This is a genomic window from Dehalococcoidia bacterium (assembly GCA_040902535.1).
Lineage (GTDB): Bacteria > Chloroflexota > Dehalococcoidia > DSTF01 > JACRBR01 > JBBDXD01.
In genome coordinates this window covers 65551-86333 of record JBBDXD010000019.1, presented here as the reverse complement: position 1 = coordinate 86333, position 20783 = coordinate 65551, and the positions used below count along the sequence as shown (strand labels likewise).

Below are 20783 nucleotides of genomic sequence, written 5' to 3'. Positions count from 1 at the left end.
GCCTACCCCTTGAACGCCACCGCAGGATCGACGGCGCCAACCCGCCGCGCCGGCACGATCGAGGCCAACGCCGCCATCACGATCGTCGCGATGAGCACGAACAGCACGTCGATCGGGCGTACGTACAGGATGAACTGTGCCGCGAGCCGGTCGACGAACCGGCTCATCAACAGCGTCAGCGCCACGCCAAACACGAATCCGACACTGCCCGTAATAAAGCTCTGGATGATCACCAGCTTGTACAGGTCGTAGTTGTTGAAGCCGACCGCCTTCATGATCCCGAACTCGCGCGTCCGCTCGACGGTCGCCGTGTAGATCGTCAGGCTCGTGATCGCGATGCCGACGATGAACGCCAGTCCCAGGATCAATCCGATGATCGGGATCACGTTGTCCAGGATGCGGTGACGTGTCGCGGAAGCGAACTCATCGGACGAGAACACCACCACGCCGTCCGTGTTCGCCGCGACGTCCGACGCCAGCGTCTCGACCACCGCGCCGTCTTCCATGTCGACGAGCCAGAACGTGACGAGATCACCCATGTCGAGCAGCGCCGACGCAGACTCGACGCTGATGAACGCCGCCTGCGTGAACGCGAAGTTCCCTCCCGACGTGACGCCGATGACGTCGAACCGCGAGTCGCCGCTCGTCAGCGTGTCGCCCACGCTCACATTCAGCGTCCGCGACAACACATCGTCCACGACGATCTCACCGTCCGCTGGATCGCCGCGGCCCTCCGTGATCTTCGGCGGCCCGCCGACGCCCGACGCCACGTCGTAGCCGATGAGGTGGACCTCGACCTTCTTGTCGCCCTCGAAGAACAGCATCGGCCGCACGATGAGCGGGTACACCGCCGCGACGTCGTCGCGCGCGTGCGTCTCGTCACCGCGCGCGCGCGGCAGGATCGATGCCGCGTTGATGAAGTCCGTCGTGCCTTCGCGCGCCACCCACGCGTCAGCATCTACTTCTTCGACGAAGCCGCCGACCTTCTCGTTCCAGCCCTGGTACAAGCCCAGCAGCACCGTGATCAGGAACACCGCAAAGCCGATGCCCGCTGCCGAAAACGCGAATCGAGTTCGTTCGGAGATAAGGTTGCGAAGGGCAAGCAGGATCAACGGGCGGCCTTCAGATACGGCATCGCCGCCGTCAACGATGCGGCGGCGCCCATCGTAGCACGATACCCCAGCTCGCCGATCTCCTTGCCGCGCTTGAAGTCGCGCACGCCGCCGTCGCCATCGACACACACTTCAATGTTCACGTCGGCGTGCTCGTGGCTCGCCTCCGAGATCCGGTTCAGCATGATCTCGAACGTGCGCATGATCGTCTCGATGGCCAGCGGCATCGAAGGCTTGTACTCCAGCCGTTCGCGCGGCGACGTACGGGTCGCGGTGAGCCGTACGCCGATCACGACGCCCGCGCCCAGCGCGCGGCACTGCCGCACCGGCACCGGGTTCAGCACACCCCCGTCGACGAGATAACTGCCCAGCGCCGCGCTCGGCGGGTAGACGCCGGGGATCGCCATGCTCGCCAGCAGTCGCGGCCACAACAGCCCCGTCGTGAAGGTCACTTCGGAACGGCGAAAGAGGTCCGTCGCTACGACAGCGAGCGGCAGGTCGAGATCCTCGATGCGGCGCTCCTCGGCGAGCCGTTTCAGTTCTTCGCGCACGCCGGCGTTGCTCATGAACGAACGCACGGGCAGCGTCGGGCGGATCGCCCGCCCCGCCGCCTGCGTCGTCAACTCCGTCAGCTCGTCGAGTTCCATGCCTGCGGCGACGCCCGCCGCGATCGCCGAACCGATGCTGCAACCGCTGACGATATCGATCGGCACCTTCATCTCGGCGAGTGCGCGCAGCACGCCGAGGTGCGCAAGCCCCTTCGCGGCACCCGCGCCGAGCGCCAATCCGACTTGCCTGCCGGTAAGCGTGCGCGCAAAACGCGCGATCGCCGTCCCGTCGTCGTCGTCCGCACCGCCCGATGGCAGCACGGCGACGACCTGCCGCCCGCACGCGTCGGAAAGCCGCCGGATCGAGGGCTGCGTCCACGTCTCCGTGCCGCCCGCCGGGCGCATCATCGCTACGCGCGTGGTCACCGGCACGTCCGGCGGCATGTCGCGCGCATCTTCGGCGCGCGTCACGTACACCATCGTCGCCGGGTCGATGCTGATCTGCGCAAGCGCCGGCCGTTCCGTGAAAATCAAGATCTCGCCGTACTCGTGGGCTGCCCGGTGCAGGATGCGGCTCAGGTCGAGGGCCTCGTCCGGCGCGACGACGCGCACCGATACACGTTCGCTCTCCAGTCCGCTCACTGCGGCATGTCCGCCCAGCAGCACGATGAGGACGCGTTCACCGGAGGTGTCGGCGACTGCTTCGGGGAGCTTTCTCAGGGCGTCGATAGCGCCCGGCCCGCAAACCAGCACATGCGTGGTCGCCGAAGAAAGCGTCAGCAGCCGCGCGTTCGCTTGCTTCAGCCGCGTTGCGAGGATCGCCGACAGCGCCTCGATGACGCGCGATCGCAGCCGGTCGAGCGAGGCAAGCTTCGTCTGCGATGCCGAATGTGCCCGCACCGCCGTCAGCGCGACGACGTTCGCCGACGCGGGGTCGCCGGTCAACAGCGACATCTCGCCCGCGCATTCGCCCGCCCCGATGCGCCCCAGTTCGCGCAAATCGCCGTTCGGCCCCTGCGCAACGACCGAAGCGACGCCGTCGCCGATGATGAAAAACGGCGGTTCCATGGCGCCCTGGAGCACCAAATGGTCGCCCGGTGCAAAGTGCTGCACGTCCATGCAAGACAGCAGGTCGCGCCAATCGTCCTCGGACAACAGATGTTCGAGGCCGATGACGCCTTCAGGCGACGATGTGATCCCGGCCATGACGTGTCCCGTGGGGCGCTCGCTTGCGGTTGACGGAATGTTGAGTCTACACCCGGCGCTGCCTGACGCAATACAAGGGCAACCGATTGGGCCTTGCCACACGACACCGTTATGCGCATCCTAGACGGGCGCTGGAATTGGCAATTATCCCGTTGACACACCCATGAATCTATGAGAGTATGTGGGTGAGGTAACAGCCATGCACAAAGAACCAGCACGCAAGGGACAACTATTCAGCATCACGGACGGCACGCTGACCGAATCAGACGCCCGCGCCATGCTCGAACGCATACGCTGGCCTGACGGTCTCGTGTGTGTCTTTGCGGACTGCGGCGGCGCTGAGGTCTACCGGATCGAAGTGAAGGCTTCGCAGCGCAAGAACGGCAAGGCCGTCTCTCCGCGTCACCTGTACAAGTGCAAGGCGTGTCGGCGTCAATTCTCTGTCACGAAGGGGACGATCTTCGAGGACAGCAAGATCCCCCTACGGACCTGGATACTCGTCATGTACCGCATGTGCTCCAGTAAGAAGGGACTCAGCGCGTTCCAGGTTCACCGCGAGTTCGGCATGAGCTACAAGAATGCGTGGTTCATGGCGCACCGCATCCGCTTCGCCATGTTCGAGAAAGACCCGTCCATACTCGAAGGCACCGTAGAAGCCGACGAGACGTACATCGGCGGCAAGCCGCGCGGTCACCGTTTCCACCGCGCCGCAGCCACCGCGAGGGCGAGGTACAGGGGCGAGAAGTCACCGCGCATCGAAGCGATGGAGCGCAAGACGCCTGTGTTCGGGATACTCGAACGCGGGGGGAAGGTCAGGGCTATGGCGATGCCTGACCTGTCTCAGCGCGAGGTCGAGCGGGTGCTACTGGCCAACCTCAAGCGCGGCAAGACCCAACTCATGACCGACGAGCACAAATACTACCACTGGATAAGCGGCGCGTTCCCGCATGGCGTCATTCGCCACTACTCCGAGTACGTCAGGGGCGACATTCACACGCAGGGCATCGAGGGCTTCTGGAGCCAGCTAAAGCGCGGCCTCACGAGCACCTACCATCACGTCGATCAGGGCTACTTGAACCAGTACGTGCAGGAATTCGCGTTCCGCCACAACACGCGCCACATAACCGATACGGAGCGGTTCAACGCGCTTTTGGCGAACGTTTCCGGACGTTTGGACTGGTACCTGACTTCTTCGGAGCCTTCTTAGGCTCCTTCTCAGGCATCGGGCCGGCATCCAGCGCCTTCTTCAACGCCTGTTCGATGGTCAGGGGGTGCAGGCTTATCGGCTTCGGTGTGTTGGCCATGATTTCTGTCTACTTGCGTAGGCACCTACGCCGTGATCTATAATTCGGCCTAGAACCCATTCGTGCCGTAAATGGCACGAACCCCGCATCGGGAAGCTTTCCAGGCGCAACCGATACGAGGCTCGTTTGAAGTCAGTATACCACTTCTGCGACCCCGTACCCTTGCCCGGAAGCCGCCCATGTTGGGGCGGCTCTTTTGTTGCCGTCACCGGGCAGGATGCCCGATGCCGAGTCCCGCATAGTGCGGGATAGCAGAGGAGCCACGAGTATCATTCGTGGCTCCGGGAAGGGAAGTCCCGATGCGGTCCCTGACCTTCGGGTGGTCACCTCTCGCCGCTAATACCGGCGATGTGACGCACCCACTTCTTATAAGACCGTGATCCGCCCCGCAAGGGGCAACCCCCCGATCCGTCCGAAGGAAAGGATTAGGATGAACCACAACTACACCATGATGATCAAGACACAGCCAATGCCGTCACCATCAGGTGATCTGGCCAAGAGCCTCGCGATGGGTGTCCCTGTAGTGTTGGGCGAAGTCACCGCGTTTCTTGACGGACTCGACGGCGGCGGCTGGGAGATAGTTTCTCACTCGCAGTCCGTTGTTCAGGATCAGATAGCGACAACGTTTCTTGCGAAACGTCCTGCGGTAGGGACTCCATTGAACGGGAGCTGATCTTGCGGGCGCGGTTGCCGTCCCATGAGTAGACAGCATCGACGGTGGCAGCGTACAGCTTCTGCATGACGAACCTCCAGACGTGGTAAACTCACCGCGTCAGAAGTCGCGCCAACAATCTGTGAACGTCAGAAGGGACTCGCGCCAACGAGTCCCTTTCATTTTACGCTGCGCTCGCAATGCGTTTCAACGGTACCCTCCTCGTTGTTGGGTGTGCAAAGGGGATAATTGCCAACATCAGGGGTGGCGCCCGCTGCATTGCCCTCGTCGCGCCCGGGCTTCTGGCTAGCCTGATGCTTGACGCAACGATCTATAATCAGCGCACAGGGCCGAACTCGCCGCAAGGCGGGGCGGGGGAACCAGTTCCGGGGGTGAGTCTCGCGCTAGCGCGAGTAGGTCAACCTTCTCAGACCGAACCCGACAGCTAACCTCGCAGGCACATGAGAGGGGACGGCGCATCGAGGCAGATCGGCGATCTGCCCTCACGCTTTCCGTCCCGTCGTGAGGGAAGGGGAACGTCATGCTCCGTCACAGCACCGACCCCATGGATCCACGCCGCACCACCGCCCAACGCGAATCGAGCGCCGAGCCGGGCGTGCCCGGGCACACCGCCGCATCGTCGTCGGTCTCCAGGTACGTGCTTCGGGTGCGGCCGAGCTTCGTGCGACTGCCGCGCACGGAACTCTCGGCCGGGCAAGCGTACGAGCGCGGCGAGGGCTTGCACGCCCGATAGACGCGATCAGACCGGCGCGCTCTGCCAGTTCACTTCGTACACGTGCACGGGGTCGCTAAAACCCTTGAAGGGGATCTGCCCCAGGTCGTTGAACGCGAACTTCTTGCCAATGCAGAGGTCCCGCACGACGCTGGCGATCAAGATCTGCCCGGCCGTCGCGTGCGCGCACATCCGCGCCGAAAGCGACACCGAGACGCCGAACAAGTCATCGCTGTCCTCCACCGGCTCGCCAGCGCTTAGTCCGATCTTCAGGAGAATGGCCACCTCGGCGTTCTGCACGTTGTGCTCGTCGATCGCGCGCTGGATCGTCATGGTGCATTCGACGGCGCGCGAGACCGACGTAAACGACGCCATGATGCCGTCGCCCGTGTGCTTGACCTGGCGCCCACCATGCGTGCCAAGCCGCGCGCGCACGATCTGATTATGAATGCGTACCACCTCGAGCGCCGCGTCATCACCGATGCGGACGTTCTGAGCCACGGAGTCCTTCATGTCCGTGAACATGATCCCCCGGACGCCCGGATCGTTCTTGCCTTCGAGCCTCGCGGCGTCCGGAACGAAGTCCCGGTAGTTCCCCAGGAACTGTTCGACCGCCGGGGTGTCGACCTCGATGATGTTGCCCGGCATCAGTCCGTGCGCCTCACGATGCACGGCGAGCGCAGTCCCGGTGTCCGGGGCCTCGACCAGGCAAAACGCCCGGCCCTCGCGATCGTTGAACCAGTACGTCAGGAAGCGCACACCGTACTTGTCCTGCACCCCCAGGTCACGCTCGTGCGCGGCTTGCACCTCCGCCGGCGTCGCGCCGGCGAGATCCGGGTGAATGTCCATGTAGAGCGGCATCGCGTCACCTCCCGCGCCGTTCGGCGATCCGAGAACCCAAGTATGCCCCAAATCACCGCATACCGACTACGTCGGGCGGGCCTCAGCCGATTGCGCGACGGTACGATGCGGGATCCGTCGCGCCCTCGGTCGAGACTAGCAGCACTCGGGTCGTTCCCGTGATGCCGAGGCGCGCGCGGGCTTCGTCGGCCGCTGCGCCTTCGAGGAGTTCGAGCAGGCCAGCCACACCCGAGGCACCGGTCTCGCCGGACACGAAGCCCTCGTCCGCCAGCACCCTCATCGCCTCGATCGCGCGCGCATCATCGACCGTCACGTAGGCGTCGATGCCGTCGCGCAGCGCGGGGAACGCGATGATCGAGGGCGTGCCGCAGTTCAGTCCCGCCATCACCGACTCGCCCGTCTTGACGCTGACGATGCGGCCCGTCTCAACCGACGCCAGTGCGCATGCCGCCGCTTCCGGCTCAACGCCGACGATCCGTGCAATGTGCGGCGCACCCGGTCCGCGATAGTGCCGGACGATCGCCACCGCCAGCGACCCGACGCCGATCTGCGCCATCACCACATCCGGAGGTGGCGCGCCGTTCGATGCTAGTGCATCGTCGATCTCATGCAGGATCGTGGAGTATCCGTCCGTTCACCCAGGCGGCGACTTCCGTGTAGCCGGGCCACGACGTGTCCGACACGACGATGCACCGGTCGCCTGCTTCTTCGGCGGCGCGGCGCACTGCGTCGTCATAACTGCCGTCTACCACCGTAACCGTCGCGCCTTCCGACGCGATGGCATCGATCCGCGCCTGCGCCGTGCCCGCCGGCACGAAGATCCGCGCTTCGAACCCGAAGAGCCGCGCGACATGCGCGACGGCGCGTCCGTGGTTGCCATCGGTGGCGGTGGTCAGCGCGAGTGGCCGCAACACGGCGAAGTGCGCGCGCAACTCGTCGAGCGTGCGCCATTGCGGCTCGTGGCCAAGCCGCCGAATCGCGAGTTGATACGTCGCCCACGACGCACCCAGCAGCTTGAACGCCGGCAGGCCGAGCCGCGACGATTCGTCCTTGACGAGCACCGACGCCACGCCGAGGCGCTCTGCGAGTCCCGGCGCCGCCACGAGCGGTGTCGGCGCGTAGCCGGGTAGCCGCTCGTGGAAGCGCATTGGCTCGCGCCCGGATCCGCGCTCGACGATGCGTTCGCGTGCGTGCGGGTTGAAGAAGACTCGTGGCATGGCAGATGCGATGCAAGATACACGCCTTCGGCCGCGAATGCTCCGGGCGTGTTTCGCCGCCGCCGCTAGCTTGAAACGAAGCGAAAGGAGGCCGTATGCGTTGGCTCGCGCTTCGAAGCTTCGTACTCGCATGTGTGATCGCCGTGTTGTCGACCGGGCTGTTCGCCTGGCGCTGGCCGGCGACGTGGCGGCTGCCGGTGCGCCCGTTCGGCACCACGAATCAGCCCTCCGCCAATCCGCGGACGCCGGCGTCGGAGGATCTAGCGCCGCCGAGCCCGGCGCTTGGATGGCTGTTGCTGATCGGCGTGATGGCGCTGCTCTTCGGCGGCTGGCTCCTGCTGGTGCTGCTGACATGAGACCGCACGTCTACAACGGGCTCTGGTGGAGCATGCGCCTGTACGTGCTGGGGTTCGCCGGGTTCATCGTGGCGTTCGGCGCATACCGCTGGCGGCTTCCCGATGATCGCCGCCTGTACGAGGCGATCGGTCGCGGCGACGTATCGAAACCGCACGACGCATCCGGCGCAGACCCCAATGACCGCGCCTCCTACCGCCCCGACGTGTGCCGATCGCGATGTCGAGCCCCCTGCGCGCCTGGGGCGTCGCCGTGGCGCTCGTCCTGGTGATGATCGCGATCTGGATTGCGATCGCGATCTTCGCCTGACGTCGCACCGGTATCGTTGCGCAGTCCATCAACTCGTGCCGTTGTGAGCGCGTTCATAGCCGCGCTGCCGGACGCGTGCCATCCTTCGCCGCATCAGCCCCAACCGGCCGATGCGCCTGGAAGGAGGGTGCGATGCCTAAGGTTGAAGTCCCCCTGACCCCCGTACACGAGATCCCCAGCGAAGGCAGCAAGATCGTCGAGTTCTTTGGCAGGGAGTTGCACATCGTGCGCGGAGCGGAGGGCGGCCCGGCCGCGTTCATGAACGTGTGCGTCCACTTCGGCGGCACGCTCGTCTGCTCCGACGGGCAGTTCGTCTGCCAGTGGCACGGCGCCACCTTTGATGCCTGCGATGGCCGCCGCATGTCCGGGCCAGCGGCGGAGGGCTCGGGGCTCATGCTCCTGCCGACCGAGATCCGGGACGGCGTGCTGACCTACGTCTTTGCCTGGGGCGAAGACGTAGGCTGACGTTACACGCGCCGCGGAAGATGGGCCGACGCTTGCCAGAGGCCGTCGCTGAGTGGACAATCTCATCATGATCCGCACGCCTCTCTGCGACCTGCTCGGGATCGATGTACCGATCTGCAGCGCGGGCATGGCCGGTGGCACGGCGCGCGCCGATCTCGCCGCGGCCGTCTCCAACGCGGGCGGCCTGGGCGGACTCGGCGGCATCTACCGCGAGGGACCCGAGTACCTGCGCTCGCAGATCCAGGCGACGCGCGACCTCACGTCGAAGCCGTTCAGCGTCAATCTCTGGATCTTCCTGCTCGACGTCGCGCCGCAGTTCCTCGACGTGTGCATCGAAGAGCGCGTGCCTTCGGTGACGCTGAGCTTTGGCGACCCCGGCGATCACGCCCGGCGCGCGAAGGATGCCGGCATGGTGGTCCTGCACCAGGTGCAGACCGTCGCCGCGGCGAAGCGCGCCGCCGAAGCGAGCGTCGACGCGATCATCGCGCAGGGCGGCGAGGCGGGCGGCCATACGGGCGCCGTCGCGACGATGGCGCTCGTGCCGCAGGCCGTCGACGTCGCGGGCGGCATCCCGGTGATCGCGGCGGGTGGTATCGCCGACGGCCGCGGGCTCGTCGCGGCGCTGGCGCTGGGCGCGCAGGGCGTGATCATGGGCACGCGCTTCGTCGCCGCCGAAGAATCACAGCCGGAGGCGCACGCGCATCGCGAGCAGATCATCGCCGCGACCGCCGACGACACGGTCTTCACCGATGTCTTCGACATCATGGACGGCATGAAGTGGCCGGACGGCATCTCCGGCCGATCGATCCGCACGCCGTTCGCGCAGGAGTGGCACGGGCGCGAGACCGAACTGCACGATCACCGCCAAGCGATCATCGACGAAGCCGGCGGCGCCGTGCCGGACCGCGCGCACTCCGCCTACGCCGGCCAATCCGCCGGCCTCGTGCGCGACGTGAAGCCCGCCGCGCAGATCATCGCAGACGTCATGCGTGAGGCGGAGTCGGTGGTGCGGGGGTTGCCGCGCGGTTGAAGCTCTTCGAATGGCGCCACACCTTAGGCCTGGGAGTCGGCCAACTTGTGTAGTTCGTCTTCGATGTTGGACAAGATCGCGTTAAGTCCAGCAACCTTCTCGTCGGCGGTCGTGTAGTCCCGATATGCCTCCAGCGAGGCGCCGATCAAACCATCGTAAGTCACGTAGCGAGCATGAGCGACGCGCATTTGGTCATCCACGCCGCCGCCGGTGGGCTTTTTCCCGACTACTGCGACGGTCTCGATCTCTTTGGGCTCATCGGGAAAGTACTTTTCGAGGCACTTCTCTAGCGCGCTCCGGTACTTGTCCAGTTGCTTCAGAAGGTCGTGCACGTTGACGGAAACACTAGAGCGCTTTAGCTCGACAATTATGTGCTTGCCTGCCGCACTCTTGTATCGAATGTCGAGGCGCGCCTTCTGTTCCTCGGCACTCAACTTCGCGGTCACTTTGTCGAACTCCTTCGATACCCGCTGCTCAACACGAGGCTTGGTTGACGCACGTTCCCAGGATGAATCGAGCAGCCATAGATGATCGAATAAGTACTCCTGGATTACCCGCTCCTTCTCATTTTGATCGACAAGCTTCGCCAACGTGCGAATTACCTCGACCCGGGTGGTGGTGATGCGGTGGTACTCGGCGGCCTCAATTTCGTCGATGCCTTGGAATATCGCTGAGAGCGTTTCGAAGTCGGGCTGCTCCGGAAGCTTGTCAATGTCGGACAGTGCTTCCTTCAGCTTGAGTCGCTCAAATGCTAAAATCGCGTTTCTGTAAAGCTCTGCCCTAGTCTCGATGTCGGCGGCGTGAAGCCGACCTATCTTCGCAAAGAGCTGCTTAGCAAATCGCCTGTGATCCTTAGACAACTGGTCATGCCAGTCGCGAATCGAAGGGATCTTGAGTGCATCTTCAAGCGCAGAGTCAGCGCGCCAAGCGCCCCATGCGTTCTCAACCGGTCCCAAGACGCTTGCTCTGAACCACCCCGACAGTGCCTGAAATCTGGGGTCGTCCTCTTGAACGTGTTGACGATCACTCGTCGCGATGTCGCGCTGGTCGTCCAAATCTAAAAAGTCCGCCCGGATCTCGCCGATCAGATACTTCGTAAATATCCCCGCCTTTTTGATCTCAGGGAGTAGGTCTTCATGAAGGACCTTGCCCCAAGCCAACACCGACACAGTGTTGTCGCCTTCTTCAGGATTGAGGCTCCGTTGATGCTGGAAAGTGCCAACCCAGCCGCTAACGGAATATGTCTTACCCCCGTATTCGATGGCGCCCGCAAGCGTGATCTTCTTCTCCGCGTTTGCTGCTAGCTTGTCGTATGTATCGCCGACCTCGCCGATCGACCACAGGTATTGGAGTTGATCGAAGTAATCCCGATCGGTGACACCGATGGGTTTGCCGTCAATCAGCACTTCAAAATTGTGCTGAGCGCCTATTACGCTGAAGCGACGGGCGAGCCGCTTTCTCAGCGCAGGGATCGTTGGTGCGGTCGGAGTTCTTGTGAGTGCGGAAAGTACAATGCGCGTTCCTCTCGTGAGTGTGACATTGGCCGGGTCTAGCGCTATCGGGTTGTAGACCTTGCCAGCCTTGGCATTCTTTGCCACGTCCGCTGTCCTCATCACGAAACCATTCCTGTCCGCAATCTTTTGGTTTTTGTCCAGCTTGACGGTCTGAATCTCAATGCGGTCTGCAATAGCGAACAACGAAAGCTTGCCGATTCCTTTGCGACCCATCGGATGACGTTTGGCCGGAGTGAGCACCGACTTGTTTTCACGCCGGTGGTACCCAACCGTCAAATACTTATCGTTGACCTCGTTGTAATCCATACCCATGCCATCGTCGAGAATAGTGATTGTGCCCTTCGAGAAATTGAACGTGATTGCGACGGCGTTCGCGTCGGCATCCCACGCATTGGCGACGGCCTCGGACAACACTGCGGGGATACTGCTGTAAAGATTACGACCCAGATCATCGAGCACGCTGAGGCTCAGTGTGAGCCTGTACTCGCGCTTGTCCACCTTCGTCGTCGCCATCCTAGTCGCCCTTTGCCGCGATTGCCCCGACCGCGAACATCCGAGAAACGAGTTCGCGCGCCATAAGCGGCGGCACAGCGTTACCGATCATACGTGCCAGAGCCGATCTGTGCTTGACTCTGCTGAAGTCAAAGAAATCAGGGAATGTCTGAAGGCGAGCCGCCTCATGCGGCGTCAGGGTCCGGCGTTGCGAGGGATGTACATAGCGGCCCTGTCCCATTGATCCGAACCCCGTGGTAATCGTTTGTGCGGGCTCTCCCCACCGTAGGCGGCCATACATTGAGTGATAGCTGTGATCGGATTGGTGGCATACCGGGCGAAGGCTGTTGGGTAAGTTCGACTGCTTGTTGTCGAACAACCACGCGATCCTCCTTTGGTTGGACGTTGAAGGGGTGCTCGCTGAGTCGAAGATTGCGGAGGTTCTCCGTTCCTTTGAACGGAGATCGTCGATTGCCCAGCGTACAGAGCGTGGCGAGGCGTGTGCGCATGCCGCCGTAACGGTGTCCAATATGGATTCCAAGGGTTGTGATGACGGTTTTGCGGCGACGAGCAAGTGCCTTCTGCGCAGCTGTGGGGTTCCCAAACGCCACAAGGGTACGACGTCGTCCTTGACGCTATAACCAAGCGCTGCCAATCTCGCCTTCGTTTTGTCGAGTGAGCGACCCTTATCGTGGCGCACCGCCGGCACGTTTTCGATCAGCACGGCATCGGGTTGAAGAACCTCCGTCGCTCGGGCAAGTACGACGTAGAGGCCGTTGCGCGGGTCGTCCCGTCGCGTGTGGTTGTTTAGATCCGAGTGACCTTGGCATGGTGGTCCCGCCGCCAGGAGATGAAGTCTTCCCACGCGCGCTTGCACGCGCTTCTCGCGCGTCGTGACGCGTGACCCCACCGATCCGTCAAATAGATCGCGCACGTCACAAGCTTCCGTAGCTGCATGAGGAAAGTTTGTCTGGTAGACGGTCATGGCGTCCGGATCGAGATCAACTGCCAGGCGCACGTCTAAGTTGAGACCAATCCGCCGGGCAGCTTCCCTAACGCCCAGCGACAATCCCCCGCAACCGCAAAATAGGTCCACGAGCCGGAGGCTTGACGTGGGGGGAGACGCCGAAACGCCCCCTGCACTGCGCAACCAGAGACCATCGGTTAAACACTCTATGCAATCCTCCGCCAAGGATTCAATCGACGCCCCATGGCGTTGTGGGGTTGGCCGTCTCGCGGCTCGTGCACTGCTCGCTGCGGCCGCGGCTCGCACTACTCCGTCAGCCGGCGGTAGAGCGTTGGCAGGCGCTGCGGGAGTTGTTCGATGTCGGCGAAGCGCGTCACCCTGTCGCGCGTCGCGCAGCAGAGGGACGAAGGAGGCCATGCTCACTGAGGTATTCGGTGATCTCCTTTCGCACGTCTGCTTCTTCGAGACCATCATCCATCTCTGCCAGGCGCACTTGAATAAATCCAAATAACAGTGCCTCTGCAGTCGCCGATTCATCCAGTTCGAGAGACTCATCGACGTGATCGAGAATAAATCGATGGATTGGTGCTAGCTTCATGCGCCCTGATATGTAATCGTTCGCCATTGTTACGAGCTCGTCTGCGATTGTCATGACAATCCCTCCCGAAACAATCCATGAAGTGAGTCCTGCAACGCTACGTTCTCTCTTCGATGAGGCGCAGGTAGAGGACCGGCTGTCGTCGGGCGAACTTACCCTCGTGGTCAAGCGAGGCACGGAACGTCCTGCTAGACCGCGCTTGGGTGAACCCCCTGGCACCGTAAGCCACATGGTAGTGTATCTGGATGCTACCGGGGTTGCTCATGCAATGGCGCATGAGTACCTGCGTCCCGACGGTTCCATCGGCGCGAGCGGCAAGCGTGATCCCAAGTGGCTACGGTTCCGCGGCGCGATCTGGCGAGTTTCGCCGCCGACGTCCTCAGAATAGACCTACTCCGTCAACCGCCGGTACAGCGTCGGCAGGCGCTGCGGTAGCTGTTCGATGTCGGCGACGACTTCGTAGCCCATGTCTTCGCACATCTGGCCCAGGTAGTCGTGGCCTTCTTTATCGACGGTCAGCGCGAACGGCGTGATGCCTTTGCGGCGCGCTTCGAGCAGCGCCTGCTTCGTGTCGTGGATCGCGTATTCCTTCTCGGTGCGGTCGCGGCCGTAGCCGTGGTCCTGCGGCCGGCCGTCTGACACCAGCATCATGATCTTGACCTTCGCGTCGTACGCGTCGAGCTTGGCGACCGCGTGGCGGATCGCCGGGCCCATGCGCGTCGAACGGATCGGCGCCACCTTGTCGATGCGCTTCTTCACCTTGTCGCTGAACGTCTCTTCCAGGTCCTTGATCACGTAGAACTCGACGTTGTCGCGCCCGTAGCCACTGAATCCGTAGATGCCGTAGCTGTCGCCGATCGTCTCCAGCGCCCGGATGAAGAGCACGATGCTCTCCTTCTCGAGGTCGATGATGCGCTTGGGCGGCGCGATCGACTGCGCGGCGCGGCGCTGTGCCAGCCACTGGAAGTACTTGCGCGGGTCGTCATCGAAGTCATCGTCGTCGGCGTACTTCTGCTTGCGCTTTTCGATCTCCTCGTCGGTCGATGCGCTCATGTCGAGCAGGAACGCGACGGCGACGTCGCGCTCGATCTTGTTGCGCCGCCAGTACACCTTGTCGGTGTACGACGTGCCGGCTTTGCGCTCGATCGCCCAGTCGACGACCGCGTCCAGGTCGAACTCCTCGCCGTCGAGCAGCCTCTTGATCTTGCGGTACAGCTCCGGCTTCAGCAGCTCGAACTGGCGGCGCGTCTCGTTGACGAGCGCGGCGTGCTCGCGCAGCGTCTCTTCGTAGTACGTGTCCTCGCCCTCGTCGAGCACGCGCTCCTGGACGCGGCACCAGTTCGGCTTGTAGTCGGCGGCGCGGAAGTCCCACTCGTCGTAGTAGAACGACTTCACTTCGACGGGCAACTCCTGGTCGTCGGCGCCGTCTTCGACGCCCGGCGTGCCGTCCTTCAGTTCACCCTGCTGCTGGTCGCCGATCGGCGTGCCCGCTTCCTTCTCGAGGTTCGACAGAAACAGGCCCATCGTCGACGCCAGATCGCCTTCGGCCATGGCGCCGACGGTGATCTCGACGCTCTTCTCGAACAACTCCTGCAGTTGCTCCTGCGTCAGCGGCGAGAGCGTGCCGTCCTGGCTGACTTCGCCGTCCTTGAGGCGCAAGCGCATCAGAAGCTGCACCAGTTCGGGCTTGAAGTCGCCGCGGAAGTCGACGGCCTCAGGGCTCTCGTAGTCCTGCTCCATGCCCTGCGGCATCGGCGAGGGCTCGCCGCCCTCCGCACCTTCGCCGCCGGCGGACATCATCATCTGCAGCGCCTCCTCCGACACGGTCTCCCAGTCGAAGTCGTCGAGGTCGTCCGGCGCGATGTTCGGCACCTTCGCGACGATCTCGTACAGCGCGAGCGTCGTCTCCGACGCGTCTTCGATCGTCGCGCCCTTCTCCTTCATGACGAAGAGCGCCTGAATCGCGCTCTGCAGCACAGGTTGCAGGAGCCGCGGCCAGATCATCGTGTCGGCGCCGTCGAGGCTGGCGCGGATCAGGTTTTCCACGAGCGCCTGGCGCAGCGGCATCTGGTTCGGCAGCCGCCGCGTCTCCAGTTCGTTCTCCTGCGTGCGCTGCCACGCCTTGCGGATGCCGCCGTACTCGCGCCGCACCATTGTGTCGATGCGCGTATCTTCGACGACGGCGAAGAGGTCCGACGCGAGCAGCCGGTCGTCGAAGAGGTCGAAGAAGCGCTCCATGTCGGTGAGATAGCCGCGCTCGCGCGCCTGTTGCGCGCCGGACACGATGCGCGCGCGCTCGCGCTCTTGGCGCTTCGTCTCGACGAGCGAGCCGGGGCGCAGCCAGCGAAAGAAGAAGCTGCCGAACTCCAGGTGCGCCGCCTGGTGCGTCGCGAACACCTTGTACACGGAGAAGTTCTGCGCGCGCTCGACGTACTCTTCGACGAACTCCGGCAGGTAGACCGTCGTGCCCTCGGTGCTCGGACGATTTTCGCTCACCCAGCCGATGCCTTTTTCCGCGAGATACGACACCGGATGGATCGAGACGTTGGTGCCGGTGAGCGCCTTGCAGTAGAGCCGCAGCACTTCGCCGACGCGCGTCAGTTCGACGCGCGACGACAGCGTCTGCAGCATTTCCTCGCCCTTGCCGGACTCGAGGCGGAAGTACGCTTCGCCGCCCTCGACGCTCTGGCCGAGGATGCGCGTGCCCGCTTCGTGCCAGCGCGCCAGTTCGGCGATGCGGATGCGCTTCAGCACTTCGGGCGAGCTTTTCAGAAACTCCATCGCCGCCGTCGGCGACGCAGTCGCCAGCTCTTCGGCCATCGACAGCAGGTCGTGGTGGCTGTCCTGCGGCACGGATTCGAGCGCCATCGCGCCCTCGGCGAAGAGCGAGTAGGCGTGGCGCCCGCTCTGCCGTGCGACGTTCGACGCGAGCGTGAGGAAGCGGCTGCGCGCCGACGCGTCGATCGGTGCGAGCAGGTTCGGCGCGCGCTCGAAGCAGATGCGCACGTCGGCCCACGACGCATCGCCGACCGCCGTCGCGAGCGTCAGGAACGCGCCGCGGTCGGACTTGTCGAGCGAGCGGAACAGGTGCGGCGCCGCATCGAGGCACGCCGACGCCAGCTCGTACGAGCGCTCGGCCACCGATTCGATGAGCGTCACGAGCCGGGCCAGTTCGCCCATCGTCATGCTGGTCAGCAGGCCGGGGCTGGCGCTGAAATAGACCGTCGTGAGCGAGATCGACTTCCAGTGCCCCTTGTACAGACGCTGGCCCAGCGTCGCCCACTCGACGATCTGATGCTCGTCGAGGTAGCGCACCGTGTCCGGACTCGCGCGCAGGAACGCCGCGGCGACCACCGAGGAGTACTCGGCCAGCGAGCGGCCGGCATGCGCCCAGCGCCGAAATCCGGCCGAAGGCAGCACCTTCAGCACTTCAGGCGAGACGCGAAAGTAGTCGACGGCGGCCTCCCAGGACCGCAGAGAGTGGCCAGCCAGCTCGACGCCTTCGTCCGCCCAGGTGCGGAAGTCGGCTTCGTCCAGGAGCGGCATCAGCTCCTCGGAGGCGCGGCGGAACTCGGTCGCCAGCGAAGGCGAATGCTGCGTGAGCTTTCGCTCAACTTCGTCGAGAAACTGCTGGTCGAGGGCCACCGTTGAGTATAGCCAGCGGTTTAGCTTCGAACGAGCCTGCGATCAGCCGCCTCGGTCGTCCGGCGCCAGCGACGCGCGCGGACGAATTGGGGCTGGAATACGCCACCGCGATCGGCGTAACGTAGACGTGTGAACGCGTTCTGTGAACGCGTTCATAGCGCCGCGCCGCCGCACTTCGTAACAATCGGCGCGTGTATGAGCAGTAGGGAGGTCGACGATGACCACGATGACGAAAGACGCAGTCACTATAGCGAAGGACCTCGCGGACGAATTCCGGGAGCGCGCGGCCGAGTACGACCGCACGGGCGAGTTTCCGAAGCAGAACTACGACCGCATGCGGGAGTCCGGCTACCTGCGCGCGCCCGTCCCCGAGCAGCTCGGCGGCCTCGGCGCGACGTTGCCTCAGATGGCGCAGGCACAGCAGGCGCTCGCGCGGGGCTGCGCATCGACGGCGCTCGCGGTGAACATGCACCTGTTCCAGGTCGGCGCCGCCCGCGACGGCTTCCTGAAGACCGGCGCCAATGAAGCGCCGCTGCGCCGCGTCGCGGATGAGGGCATCGTGCTCGGCTCGGCGGGCGCGGAGGCCATCGTCGCCGGCGAATGGAGCACGCCGACAAGGGCGGAGAAGAAGGACGGCAACTACGTCATCAACGGCCGCAAGTACTTCGTGTCGCAGGCGCCCGGGGTGAACGTGCTGCGTGTCAACGCCGTGGACACGGAGACGGGCGAACTGATCGTGGTCGCCGTGCCGTGCAACCTCGAAGGCGTGCGCATCGACCCGACGTGGGACACGACGGGCATGCGCGCGACCGCCAGCCACGAGGTCGTGTTCGAAAATGTGACCGTGCCCGAGAGCGCGGTCGGTGCGCGGCTGGCCGGCAAGGAGCCGCTGCGCACGCCGCAGTACGCGGCGATCATGCGCTGGTTCTACCCGTTGATGTCGAGCGTGTACCTGGGCGTCGCGGAGGAGGCGCGCCACTTTGCGCTGCAGTCGCTGCAGAAGGCGCGCAACAGCAACTTCCGCGACCCCGTGCTCACCGACGTGCTGCTCGGCGAGATGGAGGTGGCGTTCACGACGGCGTCTGCCGTGCGCAACCAGTTGGCGCCGCGCCTCGCCGAGGCAGAGGTGGAAGAAGTAGTGGCGTTGAGCATCACGCTCAAGGAGATCGTCGTGGACCGCGCGATCGAGACGGTGGAGAAGGCCGTCGCGATCGCCGGCGGCACGGCGTACTTCCGCAAGTCGCCGCTCGAACGCCTGGCGCGCGATGTGCGAGCGGGCCGCTTTCACCCGCCGTCGGCGCCGGTGTCGCACCAGATCATCGGCAGCCGCGTGCGGGAGGGGTTGGCGGACGCCTGATCGGCGCTGGTCGCGGACGCGAACGCACGGCCGTTAACCGTGCATCGGCGCCGCCGTAGCAGGCCGCGCCGTGTTTAGCTGAAGTTCGGCTTGCGCTTTTCCTGGAAGGCGCGCACACCCTCGCGCGCGTCGGGCAGGTGGTCCGTGATCGCCGTCTTCGCCGCGATGTCGTCGCAGGCCTGCTCGAAGGTCTGGTGCGCGGCGTTGTAGATCGAGCGCTTGAGGAGACGTTGCGCCGCCTGCGGCCCTTCGGCGAGTTCGCGCGCAAGTTCCATGACGCGGGGCATCAGCGCGTCCGGCGGCGTCACTTCGTGCACGAGGCCGAGCGCCAGCGCTTCGTCTGCCATGACGAGGCGGTTGCGCATCAGGAAGTCCATCGTCTTCGCGACGCCCAGCAGGTGCACGAGCAGGTACTGGCCGCCTTCGTCCGGCAGCAGCCCGAAGCGCAGCGTGCCGCTGCCGACGCGCGCTTCGCTCGATGCGATGCGAAAGTCGCACGACAGCGCCAGCGAGAAGCCGGTCTGCACCGCGACGCCGTTGATCGCCGCGATCGAGAGCTTGTCGAGCGCGCGCATGGCGGCGTTCAGCGGCTGTGAGATCCAGCGCAGGCCTTCGTACGTGCCGACCGCGTCGCGATGGCCGCCCGGAATGTCCTGCGCCAGCGCCTCGGCCTCGGCGTCAGTGCCGCCGCCCCGGCCGTGGCCGCTGATGTCGTCGCCGGCCGAGAACGCGCGTCCGCTGCCGGTGACGACGACGACGCGCACGTCGTCGTGCATCTGCGACTGCGCGATCGTCTCGACGAGGTCGCGTTTCATCGTCTGGGTCATGCCGTTGAGACGTTCCGGCTGGTTGAACGTGATGACGCAGATGCCGCGGTCGTGCATCTCGACGTCGAAGCCGCGGAAGGTGCCTGTGCGCATACGCGTGCCTCCTACTTCCAGTCCTCCGCGCCGGCTGTTGGCGGCGGATCGTCGAGTTCGAAGTGCTGGATCAGCTTCGGCGCGATCGCGATGCCGCGCTTGTGCAGCCGCATCGCCAGCTTGCGGCCGTCGACCCAGTGATACGCCGCGGCGCGTACTTCAAAGCGCTGGTCAGGGAACACGAAGCGCATCGACGGCGTGGTGATGCCGTAGAGGCCGCGCAGCGGCCGCGACTGCACATCGCGCAGTACGTCGATTCGACCGCGATGGCGCACGAAGCCGAACAGGTGGCTGCGCTCGACCGTCGTCTCGTCGATGCGCACGTAGTCGAACCACCAGAAGTTCGCGAGCACGACCGGCGCCGCGACGATGATGACCAGTGCGGCGGCGTCGATGGCGCCGTCCCGCACGCCGTAAAACGGCACGGCACACGCAACGATGAACCAGACCGTCGCCGCCAGGAGCACCGGGGCCGTACGAAAGCGCATGTAGACAGGGTGGCCGGCGCCTGCGTCGGGGCGGGCGTCGTGATAGAAGATCAGGCCCAGTCGCGTCTCGAACGCCGAGTGCGTGTGGGGGCCTTCGTCCTCGTAGTCGTCCCAGGTCTCTTCCACGCGCGTAGCATACGCCGCCGGTCGCGGGCTGTCGTCCCGGGCGATGGTCGGACGGCCGCCGGTCACCGTGCGTCCGTTGGGTCGTCCATCCTTTCAGGCGTCAGCCGGTCAGGCCTTGAGCGCCGTTCGAAGCTGAGCCACCAGCCGCTTACGTTCCGCCGCGGTGTTCACCGGCAGCCGCACCCAGCCGGGCGGCAGGCGCAGGTCGGCGAAGAAGCCCGCCGGATCCTCGTGGAAGTGCAGCATGGCCTGCGACTTGCGATAGAACACGCCGCGCTTGCGCTCGGTCACGCCGTCGAGCGCGCGTAGCTGATCGAGCAGCGGCTCCAGCGCGTCGAGCGCGATCGGTGTAGCGTGCTTCATGCGCCGATCTTATCTTGACTACGGATTCCCGCCTACTGACAGATCCTGGCAGCCGCCCGAGCCATCGCTCGCACGGACGGCTGCGATGGCCGTACCGACGGAGTAATCCTTGTCTGCTCGCCCGCTAGACCTCGTCGTCGACGCCATGAACGTGATCGGCGCGCGCCCAACGGGCTGGTGGCGCGACCGCGACGGCGCCGTGCGCGCGCTCGTCGACCGGCTGCGCGCGCTGGCTGCGGCCGACGCACACGGGATCACGGTGATCGTCGATGGCCGGCCGATCTCCGGACTGCCCGAGGGCGACCACGAGGGCGTGGAGGTGCTCTACGCGGCGCGCTCAGGCCGCAACGCCGCCGACGACCGCATCGTCGAGTTCCTGCGCGCGCAGTCGGATCCGCGCGCGTTCGAAGTGATCACGTCGGACCGCGATCTCACCGGCCGCGCGACGGCGCTCGGGGCGGGCGTGCACGGCGCGCTGTCGCTGCTCGAACGGCTGGACCGGTTCGATGCGTAGCGATACTC

The 20783-nt window shown here is 64.7% G+C and carries 19 protein-coding genes and 1 riboswitch; of the genes, 7 read left to right on the top strand and 12 right to left on the bottom strand.

All coding sequences use genetic code 11. From position 1 onward, the window contains the following. Window positions 1–2 precede the first annotated feature (2 nt). Window positions 3–1112 (bottom strand): FtsX-like permease family protein, encoded by a 1110-nt coding sequence (locus WEB52_10045; protein MEX2226775.1) that lies wholly within the window; start codon window positions 1110–1112, stop codon window positions 3–5. Beyond that, window positions 1109–2866 carry a patatin-like phospholipase family protein gene (locus tag WEB52_10040; protein MEX2226774.1) on the bottom strand — a complete coding sequence of 586 codons (1758 nt, stop codon included), beginning with the start codon at window positions 2864–2866 and terminating at the stop codon, window positions 1109–1111. The genes WEB52_10045 and WEB52_10040 overlap by 4 nt, the downstream gene beginning before the upstream one ends. A gap of 199 nt (window positions 2867–3065) precedes the next feature. On the opposite strand from WEB52_10040, the gene WEB52_10035 reads away from it, so the two are divergent. Together WEB52_10035 and WEB52_10030 are read left to right on the top strand one after the other, a co-directional pair. Next, complete coding sequence (locus WEB52_10035) at window positions 3066–4073, top strand: IS1595 family transposase (protein ID MEX2226773.1); 1008 nt, start codon at window positions 3066–3068, stop codon at window positions 4071–4073. A 527-nt stretch (window positions 4074–4600) separates the two neighbouring features. Further along, window positions 4601–4843: a hypothetical protein gene (locus WEB52_10030; protein ID MEX2226772.1), complete on the top strand. Its 243-nt coding sequence runs from the start codon at window positions 4601–4603 to the stop codon at window positions 4841–4843. A gap of 317 nt (window positions 4844–5160) precedes the next feature. Further along, window positions 5161–5297, top strand: a riboswitch (cyclic di-AMP (ydaO/yuaA leader). A gap of 74 nt (window positions 5298–5371) precedes the next feature. On the opposite strand, the gene WEB52_10025 is transcribed toward WEB52_10030, so the two are convergent. From WEB52_10025 to WEB52_10010, 4 genes are all read right to left on the bottom strand, one after another. Then, window positions 5372–5521, bottom strand: coding sequence for a hypothetical protein (locus WEB52_10025; GenBank protein ID MEX2226771.1), 150 nt, complete (start codon window positions 5519–5521; stop codon window positions 5372–5374). A gap of 61 nt (window positions 5522–5582) precedes the next feature. Then, window positions 5583–6416, bottom strand: coding sequence for a nickel-binding protein (locus WEB52_10020; GenBank protein MEX2226770.1), 834 nt, complete (start codon window positions 6414–6416; stop codon window positions 5583–5585). An 82-nt stretch (window positions 6417–6498) separates the two neighbouring features. Further along, entirely contained in the window at window positions 6499–7020 is a 522-nt protein-coding gene (locus WEB52_10015; GenBank protein ID MEX2226769.1) for a pyridoxal-phosphate dependent enzyme, read from the bottom strand. Window position 7021: 1 nt separating this feature from the next. Continuing rightward, window positions 7022–7633 carry a pyridoxal-phosphate dependent enzyme gene (locus WEB52_10010; GenBank protein ID MEX2226768.1) on the bottom strand — a complete coding sequence of 204 codons (612 nt, stop codon included), beginning with the start codon at window positions 7631–7633 and terminating at the stop codon, window positions 7022–7024. A gap of 95 nt (window positions 7634–7728) precedes the next feature. Here WEB52_10010 and WEB52_10005 point away from each other — a divergent pair, with 95 nt between their 5' ends. The 3 genes from WEB52_10005 (at window position 7729) to WEB52_09995 (ending at window position 9791) form a co-directional block, all read left to right on the top strand. Then, the gene (locus tag WEB52_10005) at window positions 7729–7989 is read left to right on the top strand and encodes a hypothetical protein (GenBank protein ID MEX2226767.1); all 261 of its coding nucleotides are present in this window, start codon (window positions 7729–7731) and stop codon (window positions 7987–7989) included. Between the two features lie 439 nt (window positions 7990–8428). After that, entirely contained in the window at window positions 8429–8761 is a 333-nt protein-coding gene (locus WEB52_10000) for a Rieske 2Fe-2S domain-containing protein (protein ID MEX2226766.1), read from the top strand. Between the two features lie 67 nt (window positions 8762–8828). Then, window positions 8829–9791: a nitronate monooxygenase gene (locus WEB52_09995; GenBank protein MEX2226765.1), complete on the top strand. Its 963-nt coding sequence runs from the start codon at window positions 8829–8831 to the stop codon at window positions 9789–9791. A 23-nt stretch (window positions 9792–9814) separates the two neighbouring features. Here WEB52_09995 and WEB52_09990 read toward each other — a convergent pair whose 3' ends face one another. The 3 genes from WEB52_09990 to WEB52_09980 all read right to left on the bottom strand — a co-directional run bounded on the left by WEB52_09990 (window position 9815) and on the right by WEB52_09980 (window position 17007). Further along, window positions 9815–11818: an ATP-binding protein gene (locus tag WEB52_09990; GenBank protein ID MEX2226764.1), complete on the bottom strand. Its 2004-nt coding sequence runs from the start codon at window positions 11816–11818 to the stop codon at window positions 9815–9817. Between the two features lie 1319 nt (window positions 11819–13137). Continuing rightward, window positions 13138–13416 carry a hypothetical protein gene (locus WEB52_09985; GenBank protein ID MEX2226763.1) on the bottom strand — a complete coding sequence of 93 codons (279 nt, stop codon included), beginning with the start codon at window positions 13414–13416 and terminating at the stop codon, window positions 13138–13140. Between the two features lie 336 nt (window positions 13417–13752). Then, window positions 13753–17007 (bottom strand): VWA domain-containing protein, encoded by a 3255-nt coding sequence (locus tag WEB52_09980; protein MEX2226762.1) that lies wholly within the window; start codon window positions 17005–17007, stop codon window positions 13753–13755. Window positions 17008–17224: 217 nt separating this feature from the next. On the opposite strand from WEB52_09980, the gene WEB52_09975 reads away from it, so the two are divergent. Then, window positions 17225–18364: an acyl-CoA dehydrogenase family protein gene (locus WEB52_09975; protein MEX2226761.1), complete on the top strand. Its 1140-nt coding sequence runs from the start codon at window positions 17225–17227 to the stop codon at window positions 18362–18364. 74 nt (window positions 18365–18438) lie between these two features. On the opposite strand, the gene WEB52_09970 is transcribed toward WEB52_09975, so the two are convergent. The 3 genes from WEB52_09970 to WEB52_09960 form a co-directional block, all read right to left on the bottom strand. Further along, window positions 18439–19284 carry an enoyl-CoA hydratase-related protein gene (locus tag WEB52_09970; protein MEX2226760.1) on the bottom strand — a complete coding sequence of 282 codons (846 nt, stop codon included), beginning with the start codon at window positions 19282–19284 and terminating at the stop codon, window positions 18439–18441. An 11-nt stretch (window positions 19285–19295) separates the two neighbouring features. Then, window positions 19296–19898, bottom strand: a complete 603-nt coding sequence (locus tag WEB52_09965; protein MEX2226759.1) for a hypothetical protein — start codon at window positions 19896–19898, stop codon at window positions 19296–19298. A 108-nt stretch (window positions 19899–20006) separates the two neighbouring features. Further along, window positions 20007–20261: a hypothetical protein gene (locus WEB52_09960; protein ID MEX2226758.1), complete on the bottom strand. Its 255-nt coding sequence runs from the start codon at window positions 20259–20261 to the stop codon at window positions 20007–20009. 109 nt (window positions 20262–20370) lie between these two features. Here WEB52_09960 and WEB52_09955 point away from each other — a divergent pair, with 109 nt between their 5' ends. After that, window positions 20371–20775 (top strand): NYN domain-containing protein, encoded by a 405-nt coding sequence (locus WEB52_09955; GenBank protein MEX2226757.1) that lies wholly within the window; start codon window positions 20371–20373, stop codon window positions 20773–20775. Window positions 20776–20783: the final 8 nt, after the last annotated feature.